The organism is Micromonospora sp. NPDC047756 (genome assembly GCF_055587245.1).
In genome coordinates this window covers 182,637-194,646 of record NZ_JBVJGQ010000007.1, presented here as the reverse complement: position 1 = coordinate 194,646, position 12,010 = coordinate 182,637, and the positions used below count along the sequence as shown (strand labels likewise).

General features: G+C 71.4%; 12 protein-coding genes. 3 read left to right on the top strand and 9 right to left on the bottom strand.

Going from position 1 to position 12,010, the window contains the following annotated elements; translation table 11 throughout:
* Window positions 1-97: 97 nt before the first annotated feature.
* The 9 genes from ACZ6NZ_RS24075 to ACZ6NZ_RS24035 all read right to left on the bottom strand — a co-directional run bounded on the left by ACZ6NZ_RS24075 (window position 98) and on the right by ACZ6NZ_RS24035 (window position 9,158).
* Complete coding sequence (locus ACZ6NZ_RS24075; protein ID WP_465860272.1) at window positions 98-991, bottom strand: SGNH/GDSL hydrolase family protein; 894 nt, start codon at window positions 989-991, stop codon at window positions 98-100.
* A gap of 122 nt (window positions 992-1,113) precedes the next feature.
* Window positions 1,114-1,788 (bottom strand): DUF6891 domain-containing protein, encoded by a 675-nt coding sequence (locus tag ACZ6NZ_RS24070; protein WP_465860271.1) that lies wholly within the window; start codon window positions 1,786-1,788, stop codon window positions 1,114-1,116.
* A 79-nt stretch (window positions 1,789-1,867) separates the two neighbouring features.
* Complete coding sequence (locus ACZ6NZ_RS24065) at window positions 1,868-2,482, bottom strand: dihydrofolate reductase family protein (RefSeq protein WP_465860270.1); 615 nt, start codon at window positions 2,480-2,482, stop codon at window positions 1,868-1,870.
* A 286-nt stretch (window positions 2,483-2,768) separates the two neighbouring features.
* Window positions 2,769-4,169 carry a glycoside hydrolase family 62 protein gene (locus ACZ6NZ_RS24060; protein ID WP_465860269.1) on the bottom strand — a complete coding sequence of 467 codons (1,401 nt, stop codon included), beginning with the start codon at window positions 4,167-4,169 and terminating at the stop codon, window positions 2,769-2,771.
* A 186-nt stretch (window positions 4,170-4,355) separates the two neighbouring features.
* A complete protein-coding gene (locus tag ACZ6NZ_RS24055; protein ID WP_465860267.1) occupies window positions 4,356-5,441 on the bottom strand; it encodes a hypothetical protein in 1,086 nt (361 codons plus the stop codon).
* A gap of 47 nt (window positions 5,442-5,488) precedes the next feature.
* The gene (locus tag ACZ6NZ_RS24050; protein ID WP_366609635.1) at window positions 5,489-5,941 is read right to left on the bottom strand and encodes an OsmC family protein; all 453 of its coding nucleotides are present in this window, start codon (window positions 5,939-5,941) and stop codon (window positions 5,489-5,491) included.
* 25 nt (window positions 5,942-5,966) lie between these two features.
* Window positions 5,967-7,706 carry a multicopper oxidase family protein gene (locus ACZ6NZ_RS24045; protein ID WP_465860266.1) on the bottom strand — a complete coding sequence of 580 codons (1,740 nt, stop codon included), beginning with the start codon at window positions 7,704-7,706 and terminating at the stop codon, window positions 5,967-5,969.
* The gene (locus ACZ6NZ_RS24040) at window positions 7,703-8,155 is read right to left on the bottom strand and encodes a DUF6220 domain-containing protein (protein WP_366609639.1); all 453 of its coding nucleotides are present in this window, start codon (window positions 8,153-8,155) and stop codon (window positions 7,703-7,705) included. Before ACZ6NZ_RS24040 ends, ACZ6NZ_RS24045 begins: the two co-directional genes overlap by 4 nt.
* Window positions 8,156-8,165: 10 nt before the next feature.
* Complete coding sequence (locus ACZ6NZ_RS24035; RefSeq protein WP_465860265.1) at window positions 8,166-9,158, bottom strand: carboxymuconolactone decarboxylase family protein; 993 nt, start codon at window positions 9,156-9,158, stop codon at window positions 8,166-8,168.
* A gap of 144 nt (window positions 9,159-9,302) precedes the next feature.
* Here ACZ6NZ_RS24035 and ACZ6NZ_RS24030 point away from each other — a divergent pair, with 144 nt between their 5' ends.
* The 3 genes from ACZ6NZ_RS24030 to ACZ6NZ_RS24020 all read left to right on the top strand — a co-directional run bounded on the left by ACZ6NZ_RS24030 (window position 9,303) and on the right by ACZ6NZ_RS24020 (window position 11,942).
* Window positions 9,303-10,433, top strand: coding sequence for a sensor histidine kinase (locus tag ACZ6NZ_RS24030; RefSeq protein ID WP_465860264.1), 1,131 nt, complete (start codon window positions 9,303-9,305; stop codon window positions 10,431-10,433).
* A gap of 26 nt (window positions 10,434-10,459) precedes the next feature.
* Complete coding sequence (locus ACZ6NZ_RS24025; RefSeq protein WP_465860492.1) at window positions 10,460-11,122, top strand: response regulator; 663 nt, start codon at window positions 10,460-10,462, stop codon at window positions 11,120-11,122.
* Between the two features lie 106 nt (window positions 11,123-11,228).
* Window positions 11,229-11,942: a hypothetical protein gene (locus ACZ6NZ_RS24020; protein WP_366609644.1), complete on the top strand. Its 714-nt coding sequence runs from the start codon at window positions 11,229-11,231 to the stop codon at window positions 11,940-11,942.
* Window positions 11,943-12,010: the final 68 nt, after the last annotated feature.

The following is a 12,010-nucleotide window of genomic DNA, read 5'->3' as shown; positions in this document are numbered from 1 at the left end:
CCCGATCCCAAGCACCGCGACGTCGGCCGAGCCCGGTGTCACCGCAAACCGGCCCCGTCGTTGCCGACGGGGCCGGTCCGACCGTTCGGGGGTCTGATCAGCTGTTCAGCCGGGCGATCAGGGCGGTGGCCATGCCCTGCTCACCTCGGGCGTTGGGGTGGAACGGCGCGGCCGAGTTCTGCGGCACCAGACCCTCGATCCACCGGGTGCCGCTGCTCTTGCACGCGTCACGGCCGATCGACGGGGTGTAGACGTCGGCGTAGGTGGCGCCGTTGGCGCTCGCGACGCTGGCCAGCATCGCGTTGAGCGACTTCTCCACCCCCCGCAGGTAGGGCACGTCCTGGTAGGCGATCGGAACGACCGGCCAGCAGCCGTACCCGCTGTCCGGCAGGATCGCCGGATAGCCGAGCACCACGACCCGCGCGCCCGGTGCGGCCTGCCGGACCGCCTGGAGCACGGCGGTGACCTTCGGTGTGGCGGCGACGATCCGCGCCTGCAACTGGTCGACGCCTCCGGCGGTGTACCGGTTCTTGCACGGCGATCCGAGCGGGCTGCTGACGCTCGCCTCCGCGCAGTCGCCGATGATGCCGGAGAAGCCGATGTCGTTGCCGCCGATCTGCACCGTCACCAGGGAGGTGTTCGAGGTGACCGCGTTGAGCTGCGGTGGCGTCGTGATGCCCAGTTGGCCGCTGCCGCCGTAGAGGATGTCGTCAGTGGTGGCGCCGGAGCAGCTCACGTCGGCGAGCGACGACGAGCCGGCGGACGCCGCCACCAGCGACGGGTAGTTGCGGTTGGACCGCAGGCAGTTGAGGTCGACCTGGGTGGGGATCAGCGGGCCTGCGGTGTACGAGTCGCCCAGCGCTACGTAACGGCCGGTGGGCACGGCGGCGCTGGCGGGGGTGGCGACGGTGAGCAGCACGCCGGCGGTGGCGAGGGCGAGTGCGGCCAACCGGGTGGCTGCCCGCAGGAGGGGCAGGCGGGGACGGGTCATGGCGCCTCCCAGGAGGGATCAGGGTGGTGGTGCCCGAGATCCTGTCGCCGCCGAGGCCACCCCGTCAATATCGATGAACCTCACTAAACATCTGCCCGGAGTGTGGGATGGACCGATGGCGGTCAATCCAGCGGCGCATACCACTGGGCGCCGGTGACCTTGATCCGCCGGGACTGCTTGCGGTTCCACTCCACCCGCATGCCGTGCTTGCGCAGCACCGGGAACGCGACCTCGTCCAACAGTCGCTCCAGGTCGGCCTGGTAGCTGGCCTGCTGCTCGGCCTCCGACAGGCCCGCGTAGGCGGCCTCGTCGAAGTCGGCCGGCGGATAGACGCCGTAGCCGAGATAGACCTCGCCGTCCTCGCTGGCGAGCAGCGACTCGGTGTCCTGCTGGTGGTACCAGAGAAACCCGCGCCAGTGCCGTGAGTCGTCCCGCTCGTCGTCGATCTCGGCGCTCGCGCAGGTGCCACAACAGCTGAAGTTTTCCCGGGCCAACACCCCCAGCCCGTTGAGCTCGACGAAGGCACGGGTGAGGTTGCCGCTCACCCCACTCCACTCGCGCTGCTGCTCCCGCCGAACCGCCAGCGCCGTCTCGTGCGCCGCCCTGAGCTCGTCGTCCGTCGCGCCGCAGCGCTCGTCGGCGTCGTCGAAGAAGTCGACGAACTCGTCCGCGTCGCTCTCGCCACGCACCGCCCAGGCCCACAGCTCGTCCTCGATGGCGGCGCGGCCCGGCTCCGGGATCCGGTCGGTGAGGAACCTGGCACCCGCGGGGCGATCGTTGTACGTCCACTCAGTCACGCCGAGATCTTCACATGAGACTACGACGACCTCCGCTCGGGAACTGCCGGCGCGACGGCCGTCCCCGCCAGCAGAACGCCTAGTTCCCGGCCGGCACCTGGTCCTTCACCTCGTCGTATCCGACCGGGGTCGGCGCCGGGCCCGGCGCGTAGATCACGCGAAGGACACCCGTCGGGAACGCCTCCGTTGCCAGCAGTCGCAGGTGGTACGCCGCGTTACCCTCGTCGAACAGCCTGCGGCCCTTGCGCGCGGCCACCGGATGCACCAGCAGACGCAGCTCGTCGACCAGGCCGGCGGCGAGCAGTTGCTGCACGACGGAGATCGACCCGGGGATGAGAACCCCCCGCACGCCGGCCTCGGCCTTGAGCGCGGTGACGGCATCGAGGAGGTCCCCGTCGATCAGCTCGGAATTGCGCCAGGAGAACTCCGGCGACTGCCGCGAGGCGACGACCTTCCGCATGTCACCGAGTTGCTTGGCGAACGGTGCGTCCTCGCCACCGGCGGCCTCACGGTCCGGCCAGGCGCCGGCGAAGCTGTCGTACGTCTCGCGGCCGATGAGCAGCACGTTGGCGGCGTCGTAGTCCTCGGTGACGGCGCGGCCCATGTTCTCGTCGAAGTACGGGAAGTGCCAGTCAGGGTCGATCTCGGCCACACCGTCGGCCGAGATGAACAACGTGGAGATGACCTTTGCCATCGCGGAGGTCCCTTCGAGTCGGGTGATGTCGGTACGTCGACCGGCGCATCGTCCCAAACTCGTCAGCCGCAGCCCGCCCCGCTGGCGCGTGTCGTGCCCCGTCTTTGTCAGCCCGGATACCGCGACTTCCGTGAACCCGAGTCAATCAAGCGCCGGACCGGGCCGGGCAGGCCCAACCGGAGACCGGGACGTCACAGGATCGATCGCGCCCGGCGTGGTGCGGGGCGGGCTCGGTGTGACGCCGAGCCCGCCCCGTTCCGGGTCGGTCGAGCGCGATCGAAGCGGGTCAGCGCTGCAGGGTCAGCAGACCCGGCCGGTACGGCAGGAGGCCGTAGTCGCCGCCGGAGCTGGGAGAACGACCCTGGTAGAGCAGTTGCAGGTTGCAGGCGTTGACGGTCATCGTCTGGTCGGCGTTGGTGCGCAGCAGCTCGCCGTGGCTGATGTCGTTGGTCCAGGTGGCACCGCTGTTGGCCTTACCCGCGAACGGGTTGCTCTCGCTGGTGGCCTGCGGCGTCCACGAACCACCCAGGCTGGTGGCCGTGAACGAGCGGAAGTAGCGACCCTGCGAACCGATCGCCTCGACGATCATGAGGTACTTGTTCAAACCCTGGAGCTTGTAGACCTGAACCGCCTCAAACAGGTTGTTCGTGGTGTCGCTCATGATGGTCGTGTAGTTCGAGCCGAAGCTGCCCGGGAAGTTCCCGATCGGCATGCTGGCCCGGTAGATCTTGCCGTTGTCACCGGCGAAGAACAGGTACATGTTCGTGCCGTCACCGATGACCGCCTGGTCGATCGGGCCGGTGCCGGAGCCGGTGATGCTGCCGCTGAACAGCGTCTGCGCCGCCGACCACCCGTTCGGGTTGGTCGGGTCGGTCGAGGTCCGGTACGAGAACGCCGGCCCACCCCACTGGTAGGCCAGCACCCAGATGTTGCGCGGCGCGAAGTAGAACAACGACGGCGCGACGGTCGCGTTGTTCATCGCGTTCTGGCTCGCCGAACCCATCTGCGAGTAATTCGAGAACAGACCGAAGTTCATCGAACCCCACCTGGTCCCGGTGTCGTGGGTGGTGGCGTAGACGAGTTGCTGGCCGTTGTACGGCGCGACGGTGAAGTCCTTCAGCGACACCCAACCGGACCTCGGCTGCGCCAGCGCACCCGTCGACGACCACCGGTACGTCGACGGAAGGTCACAGGTCTGGGTGGGCGGCGGCGTGGTCGGGGGCGGGTCGGTCGGCGGCGGAGTCGTCGGGGGCGGAGTCGTCGGCGTCGTGCCGCCGGTGCAGGTGACACCGTTCAGGGCGAAGCTCGTCGGGACGGGGTTGCTGCCCGTCCAGGAGCCGTTGAACCCGAACGACACAGTGCCGTTGGCCGGGATCGCCCCGTTGTAGCTCACGTTCTTCGCGGTCACCGCCGACCCGCTCTGCGTCAGCGACGTGTTCCAGGCCTGCGTCACCGTCTGCCCGGCACCGTACGACCAGGTCAGCGTCCAACTGCTCAACGGGTCACCCAGGTTCGTGATCGCCACGTTGGCGCCGAAGCCGCCCTGCCACTGCGACGAGACGGCGTAGTTCACCGAACAACCCTCAGCCGCGGCACCGGCCGGCAGCGCCGCGACAACTGTCGACGACAGCACCAAGCCGACGCCGGCCGCAACCAGACCGGCATTGGTGACTCTGGATCTGACCATGTAGCACCCTCCTCGCGGGACGGCGGCCCATGCATTGGTGGTGGTCATTGTGTGGTGACCGGTTGTGAACGTTAACAGGCCGCGTCAAGCATGCTACGGGAGCGCTCCCATACCCTCAACAGCATCTATCTTTTGTTCTCCCGGATGCCGGCGATGCCGATGCTGCCGGCCCGGCGGTGACCGTCCTCAGACGATGGTGAGGGTCACGACACCGAACTGGTTGCCCCGCTGCACGTAGTGCGGCAGATAGAGCTTCCACGTCACGGTCAGCTCCCGTCCGGCCCGCATCGAGGCCGGCACCTCGGCGACCATTTCGAACGTCGCGCTGCCGCCGGCGGAGAGCTGCGGCAGCGCGCGGCAGTTCAGCCGGTACAGCTGGGCGGAGTTCACCGCGTCGTTCGTCGCGTCGCCGAGAGAGAACCGTTCCATCAGATAGGCCGGGCACGGGTCCAACGCGAGGGGACCGTCGGTCGGGTTGCCCAGCGTCACCCGGAAGGTGAGCCGCGACCCGGCGGCGGCGGTCGTCGGCCCCCGCACAGCGACGGTGAGCTTGTCGAGCGGCGAGGACGGGGGCTTCGACACCGCCACCGGCTCGGTGAACCCGCTCGCGGACAGCGTCCCCCGCGCACGCGGGTTGACCCCCTCCCCCCGCGGACAGCCCGGGCGCTCGTCGGCGGTGACCGGTGCACGCAGCCTGCCGCCGTCGTGCGGCAGCTCGATCGCCAGCTCCAACGGCCCCTTCACCGGTTGGCAAAACGGTCCGGACCAGTCCAGACGCAGGCTGGCGCTGCCGCCCGCCGGCACGACGACCACCCGGGTGCGGCCCTCCTCGTCGATGCCGTGGGTGTAGAGCATCGGGATCTCGCGACCGCCGGCGCGCATGGTCGTGGGCACCTCGCCCTGCAGGGTGCACTCGACCGTCGACGAGTTCCGCACGTCCACTTCGCCGATGAGCTTGCCGATGGCGGCGTCGAAGCCCCGAGGCGTCTCACCGCCGGTCCCGGGCCGCGTCCAGGTGGTGAGCCGACCGGTCAGCTGCTCCGCCCGGCACGGTTCGCTGCCGGCGGCCGGCGTTCTCGGCGCGGGAGGGTGACCGTTGAAGTCCTCGTCGGTGATCTTCAGGTCGGCCCAGGGCACGCTGCCGTCGGCGAGCAGCTCGGTGGGCGCCGGCAGCGCGACCGTCGGGTCCGAGCGACCCGGCTGGGCGTTCGGGTCGGCACACGCCACCACCACGGTGAGGACGATCAGCAGTGGCACCAGTAGTCGACGCATCCCGCCACCCTCACACGAACGAGCCGCACGGGCCTGAGTAGCCGTGCTCAGCGCCGGTCAGTCTCCGATGGCCCCGGGCCCTCGGCGATCGCGACCGGAGTGCCCAGCTCGACGGTACGGGAGACCGTGCACAACCGATCGTGCGACTGCTGCAACGACCGGGGCAGCGCCGCACGGGCCGCGTCGCCCTCCGCGCCCTCCGGGAACGTCACCGTGAACTCGACCCGCAGGTTACGCATCCGGTTTCCGCCGGCCTCGTCCCGGATCTTGTCCCCGGTCACGGCGACGGCGAACCCGGTCGGCTCGGCACGACGACTGGTGATGTGGTCCACGTCCACCGCGGCGCAACCGCCGAGGGCGGCCAGCAGCAACTCCACCGGCGTGAAACTGCCGTCCTCGCCCGTGCCCAACGACACCGACCCACCACGGGAGTTTCGCACGACGTAGTTGCCCAGGCTGGTGCGCTCGATCGCCACCGAACGGAAGGTGTCCTCAGTCATGACAGAAAACTACCCGCCTCGACGATCACGAGTACATGAGATGCAGCGTCATCCCGGCATCGGCGTGCGCCAGGTTGTGGCAGTGGTTGGCCCACATCCCCGGGTTGTCGGCCCGGAACGCCACCTCCCACACCTCGCCCGGACGGACGTCGAACGAGTCCAGCCACAGCGGGCTCCCGGTCGCCGGTTCACCATCGCGGGCCAGCACCAGGACGTGGTGGCCGTGCAGGTGCCACGGGTGCACGATCTGCGACCGGTTGACGATCGTGAACCGCACGACGTCACCCAGGCGTACGACCTGCGGTGGGATGTCCGGATCGGCCGCGCCGTTGACGGTGTGGGCGTACCGCGGTAGCAGTCCGCGCAGGTCGAGGCCGCGATCGAGGACGAGGGTGAACGTCTTGTCGAACCGGGACCACTGCGCCGGGGTGGTCGCGCCGTAGTCGAGCGGATCCAGCACCGGCCAGGCGCCGGTCGCCGTCGACACCGGGCCGGTCGAGAAGACGGTCCGTCCGTCGACGACCAGTGCCACCGGGGTCGCCGGCGCGTCGAAGACCAGGTCGTAGCGGCCCCCGGCCGGGATCAGCACGGCGGTGTCCACCAGCGGCGTCGGGCCGCGCAGGTCGACGCCGTCGACCGCGGCCACCCGGAACGCGGTCCCGGCCAGGGCGTACCGGTGCGTCGTGCTGTCGGTGTTGATCAGCCGCAATCGCACCGGCACGCCGGCCTCGACCTTCTCCACCCTCGGCGCGGGCAACGGACGGCCCGACAGGGTGTGCACCGGCACTGTGACGTCGAGGCCGGTCACCGGGCCCGGTCGCACCACCAGCACCCCGTAGAGGCCCATCCGTACGCCGACATCGGAGGTTGAGTGCGTGTGGTACCAGTACGTTCCGGCCTGGTCGGCGCGGAACCGGTAGACGAACTCCTGCCCGGGCCGCACCGCCGCCTGGGTCACACCGGGTACCCCGTCCTGATCGTTGGGCACGTCGTACCCGTGCCAGTGCAGGGTGACGCCGCGCTCGATGTTCCGGTTGCGCAGAGTCACCTCCAGGACGTCGCCGACGGTGGCGGTCAACTCCGGTCCGGGGACCTGCCCGTTGAACGCCCACGCCGCGACGTTCCGCCCGGCGGCGTCCACAGTGGCGGTGGCGGCGGTCAGGGTGAACCGCCGGGTGGGTTCGTCGGCGATGCGGACCGCCGGGGAACCGTGCTCGTGCGGTACGGCGGGCGCGGCGCTCGGGCTGACGGTCAGCCCGGTTCCGGTCAGCAGGGCCGCGACCGCCACCACGAGGGCCACCCGGGACACCGCCCGGGACGGGCGCGCGCCGAGCGCCCGCGCCGAGATCACCGTGGCCGCCGTGACCCCGGCGACCGCCAGCAGCCCCGCCCCGGCCGACGCCGGGTAGCCGTGCAGAATCGTCACGAGCAGGGCGCTGCTCGTGGCGTACCCGGCGAAGAGGAGCGGGACCGCGGCGGCCCGGATGTCGCCCCAGGCCCGCAGCAACCGCGGACCGGCGACGCCCACCGCCGCCAGCGACAGCGGGGCGGCGATGAGGACCTTCTCCGCCGCGAACCACCAGCCGGCCCGGGCGAGGGCGGTGATCGTGAGCGCGCGGGCGAGCGTGGCCAGCAGCGCGACGGCCGCCAGCCCGAGTGCGAGCGGACGCCGACGGGCGGCGGACGCGGTGCCGGCCCCCAGCCAGGCGGCGACCGCGAGGACCGCGATCACGAGGTCGGCCGCGAGCAGCGACCCGGTGGTCACGCCGGCTCTCCTTCCCGGGTGACCAGACGGGCCGCGCCGGCGGGAACCGGGACGGCGAGCTGTCGCGCTGCCCGATGGACGCCGACCACGACGTGCACCGCGATGATCCCGTTGAGCGCGTGCAACCCACCGATGATCAGGCCGAGCGGGGTACTGACGCCCGACGCGTCGGTGGACGCCTCCGCCACCATGGCGATGAGTGGCTGGAGGGCGACGAGGCCGATCGGGAGGACCGCCAGTCCGATGACCTTTCCGGGTGCTTTCGCCAGCGCTGCGAACAGGGCGGTGAGCAGCGTGAGAAGCGGGATCACCGCCATGCCGTTGACGCTGTGCAGCGCGTACGCGTCGTCGCTGGCAGGTCTGGTGAATCCACCCACGGCGGCGAGGACGAACTGCACGGCGAACGCGACGAGCAGCAGTGCGCTGATGATGACGAGTGCCTTGCGCATGGGTTACCTCCTAGCGGTGCGCCGAGGCGAGGGCCTGGGCGACGTGATCGGTGGCCGTGATCGCCCCGTACGCGACCAACCGCACGAGGTCGGCGTCGGCGGGGTGGGAGAGCCGCCAGAGAGCGACGTCACCCGGGCTGATCGCGCCGGGCGCGAACGCCGCCAGCAACGCGATCCGCGTCCCGACGCGGTCCGTGCCCGGCACGTCCCGGACGAGGTCGACGGCCCAGTCCGCGGGCCGCGCCGGGACCTGCCCGTCCTCCCAGCGCACCGTGGCCGTGACGGTCTGGCGGGCCACCGCGCCCAGCAGGTCCCCACCCCGGGTGGCGGCGTTCCGCAGCGACGCGAAGGCGACACCCACCGGGCTGTCCCCCGCCCAGGAGGGAGGTGATGCCGTCGGGTCGACGTCGAGCAGCGCCAGGCTCCGGCCGGGCTCCTTCGACTCCCGGGCCGCCCTGGCGTAGAGCCGGCCCCCGACCGAGCGCACCAGCGGTGAGCGTTGCAGGCCGCCGGGGAGCAGATCGGGGTCGAGCAACGCGGAGACGACCCGGTTGATGAAGTGGAAGGCGAGCAGGGTGCCGGTGATCTCCGGGCCGTGGGTGCTGGTCCAGTCGGCGGATCTGGGGTTGCGGCTCGCCTGCGCCCAGGCGACGAGCGCGGCGTGCCTCGGCTCGGCGGGCGTCTCGCCACGGGCGACGGCCTCGGCCAGCTTCGGTACGCCCAGCGCGTGCAGCAGCAGCACGTGGGCGTCGACGCAGAACTGACAGCGGTTGGCCCGGGAGACCGAAGCCGCGACCAGTTCGCGGTCGACCCGGGGCGCGTCCCCGGCGAGCAGCGCCTCCCGCATCAGCGCCCAGGTCGCGGCCAGCACCTCCGGCAGGGCCGAGAGCGCCTGGAAGGTCGGCAACGGCCCGAGAAAGTCCTCGCGCATCTGTTCGTAGACGGCTGCGGTGCGGCCGGTGGCCGCCCTCGTCGGTGTGGGGGCGAAGAAGCGGTATGTCATGGGCTCGATGCTTGTTGCGGCGGGCCGGGAAAACGTCGTGCCGTCGCAGACACTTGCCGCGCCGCTCATACCGCGTCCGTGGTACACCGCAACTACCACGCGCGCGGGATGCTCCACCGGCGACGGCCGTTCTACAGTGCGACCATGCGCCGCGACCTCCCGTACGCCCTCGGCGGTCTCGCCCTCGGCGTCCTCCTGCTCGGCAACGCCGTGCTCACCCCGGACGCCGCGCCGGTCGAGGTGCTCGACGTCGCCCTGGTCCTCGCCACTGTGGTGGCCCTGGCGGCGTGCCGGCGACACCCGGTGATGGCGCTGGGCGTGGTCACCGTCGCCATGTTGGCCGTTCACGTCCGGGTGCATCCCGGGGTGTCCGCCGCGTTCCCCGTCCTCTGCGCGGTCTACGTCACCGCCTGGCAGGGACACCGGTCGGCCGCCGCCGTGGCCAGCCTCGCCTTCCTCGGTAGCTTCCTGGCCAGCGACATCTCGATGGCCCCGGCCGGCCGACCGGGGCAACTGGTCGCCGAACGGACGGCCCTGCTGCTCGGCTGGTTCGTGGCGGCCAACGTCGCCGGCCTTGTCGCGCGGCAGCGCCGGGCGTACCTGGAGCAGGTCGAGCAGCGGGCCGTCGAGGCCGAGCGCACCCGCGAGGAGATGGCGTTGCGCCGCGCCGGGGAGGAGCGCCTGCGCATCGCCCGCGACCTGCACGACTCTTTGACCCACAGCATCTCGGTGATCAAGGTGCAGGCGGGGATCGCCGTGCACCTGGCCCGCAAACACGGCGAGGAGCCGTCGGCCACGCTGCTGGCGATCCAGGAGGCCAGCGGCGCCGCGATGCGGGAACTCCGCACGACCCTCGACGTCCTCCGCGCGCCGACCGACGGCGATCGGGTCGGTCTGGCCCGGGTGGACGAGCTGGCCGAGCGGACCAGGGCGGTCGGCGTACCGGTGCAGGTGACCGTCACCGGCCAGCGCGGGGACCTGCCCGACGAGGTCGACCAGGCCGGGTACCGGGTCATCCAGGAGGCGCTCACCAACGTGGCCCGCCACGCCGGGCCCGCGACCGCGCACATCCAGGTGGAGTACGCCCCGGCGGGGCTGACCGTCGCGGTCACCGACGACGGCCGGGCGTCGCCGACCGAGCCGCTGACCCCGGGCGTGGGCCTGCGCGGCATGCGGGAGCGGGTCAGCGCCCTGGGCGGCACACTGCGGACCGCCGCGCACGACGACCACGGGTTCACCGTACGGGCCACCTTCCCGCTGGACGGACCACGATGACCGTCCCGCCTCCCGCGGAAGCCGGGATGATCCGGGTGCTGCTCGCCGACGACCAGGCGCTGATGCGGGCCGGCTTCCGGGCGCTGCTCGACGCCGAGGACCACCTGGAGGTCGTCGGCGAGGCGACCGACGGCACCTCGGCCGTCCACCTGTCCCGGTGTCTGCGCCCGGACGTCGTCCTGATGGACGTGCAGATGCCGGGCCTCGACGGCATCGAGGCCACCCGGCGCATCGCCGCCGATCCCGACCTGACGGCGATCCGCGTCCTCATCCTCACCAACTACGGGCTCGACTCCTATGTGTTCGCCGCGCTCCGTGCGGGCGCCAGCGGATTCCTCCTCAAGGACGCCGACCCCGCCGACCTGCTGCACGCCGTCACCGTCGTGGCGCGCGGTGACGCGCTGCTCGCGCCGACCGTCACCCGCACACTGATCAGTGAGTTCGTGGCCGGGCCCCCGCCGGTCGTGCCGACCGCCGGACGTGACGTGCTGACCGCCCGGGAGCAGGAGGTCGTCGAGCTGGTCGCCCGTGGGCTGACCAACGACGAGATCGCCGCGCGCATGGTGATCAGTCCGCTGACCGCCAAGACACACGTCAACCGGGCGATGACGAAGCTGCACTGCCGCGACCGGGCCCAGGTGGTCGTGTGGGCGTACGAGTCGGGGCTGATCACGCCGCGTCGGCGGTGATCGCCGTCTCCGAAGCCGAGTCGATCAACCCCCCTTGGGAACACGAGGCAGGGTCGACGCACTAGCATTGCCGCCGTCCGCGACGGCTCTGCTGAATCGAGGCGACATGCGTTGGCTCCGTCGATTGCTGGGCGGTAGGCGAGTCCAGCTCGACCCGGGACGCCAGCAGGCGCTGCTGCACGACGTCCAGTCCCGGTACGGCCCCCACGCGCGGGTCCGGTTCAACGAGCAGGTCGACGCGCTCGCCGGTTCGCTCGACAGCGACGACGGCCTGGTGGTGGCGACCCGGATCGTGAGTCAGGTCGCCGACGAGGCCCACGTGGACCTTCAGGCCCAGGCGCAGGAGATCCACCGCCGGACGGGCCGACGGCTGCTGGTGCACCGCCGTAACTACCGGCCGCTGTGGAAGGAGGCGGGCCCGGCCCTGCGCTGGCCGCTGTTCGCGTTGCCGTGCGGCTTCCACCCGTACGCGCAGGTGGCCGCCGCCGTCACCGTGGTCGGCAACAGGGCGCCCCGGCTCGACCGGGTGACCGACCCGAACCCGCTGGTCACCCGCGTGTTCGAGGTGCTCGACCTGACCACCTCCGGCTGGGAGTACGGCCGGGTGCGGGTGGACACCGACGCGGCCACCCTGGCCGATCGGCTGATCGTCAGCGCCGGGCGGGTCCTCGCGGCCATGGACGACCCGCCGCGACTGCCACCCGCGGTTCGGGAGCTGATGCGTCGCAACAACACCGTCGCCGTGCACGATCCGGCCGGCCCCCGGGCGGTCGGCGGGATCAACCTGGGCGCGCGGATGCGGGAGGAGTTCCTGGTCTGAGCGCCCGTCGGCGCTACTGACGACAACTGCGCGCAACCGCTTGCCGGTCCGGCGAACACCGCCCGACC

Coding starts and splice junctions, on each gene's coding strand:
- ACZ6NZ_RS24075 (WP_465860272.1), bottom strand. CDS start 991: ATGACCCGTCCCCGCCTGCCCCTCCTGCGGGCAGCCACCCGGTTGGCC.
- ACZ6NZ_RS24065 (WP_465860270.1), bottom strand. CDS start 2,482: ATGGCAAAGGTCATCTCCACGTTGTTCATCTCGGCCGACGGTGTGGCC.
- ACZ6NZ_RS24060 (WP_465860269.1), bottom strand. CDS start 4,169: ATGGTCAGATCCAGAGTCACCAATGCCGGTCTGGTTGCGGCCGGCGTC.
- ACZ6NZ_RS24055 (WP_465860267.1), bottom strand. CDS start 5,441: ATGCGTCGACTACTGGTGCCACTGCTGATCGTCCTCACCGTGGTGGTG.
- ACZ6NZ_RS24050 (WP_366609635.1), bottom strand. CDS start 5,941: ATGACTGAGGACACCTTCCGTTCGGTGGCGATCGAGCGCACCAGCCTG.
- ACZ6NZ_RS24040 (WP_366609639.1), bottom strand. CDS start 8,155: ATGCGCAAGGCACTCGTCATCATCAGCGCACTGCTGCTCGTCGCGTTC.
- ACZ6NZ_RS24035 (WP_465860265.1), bottom strand. CDS start 9,158: ATGACATACCGCTTCTTCGCCCCCACACCGACGAGGGCGGCCACCGGC.
- ACZ6NZ_RS24030 (WP_465860264.1), top strand. CDS start 9,303: ATGCGCCGCGACCTCCCGTACGCCCTCGGCGGTCTCGCCCTCGGCGTC.
- ACZ6NZ_RS24025 (WP_465860492.1), top strand. CDS start 10,460: ATGATCCGGGTGCTGCTCGCCGACGACCAGGCGCTGATGCGGGCCGGC.
- ACZ6NZ_RS24020 (WP_366609644.1), top strand. CDS start 11,229: ATGCGTTGGCTCCGTCGATTGCTGGGCGGTAGGCGAGTCCAGCTCGAC.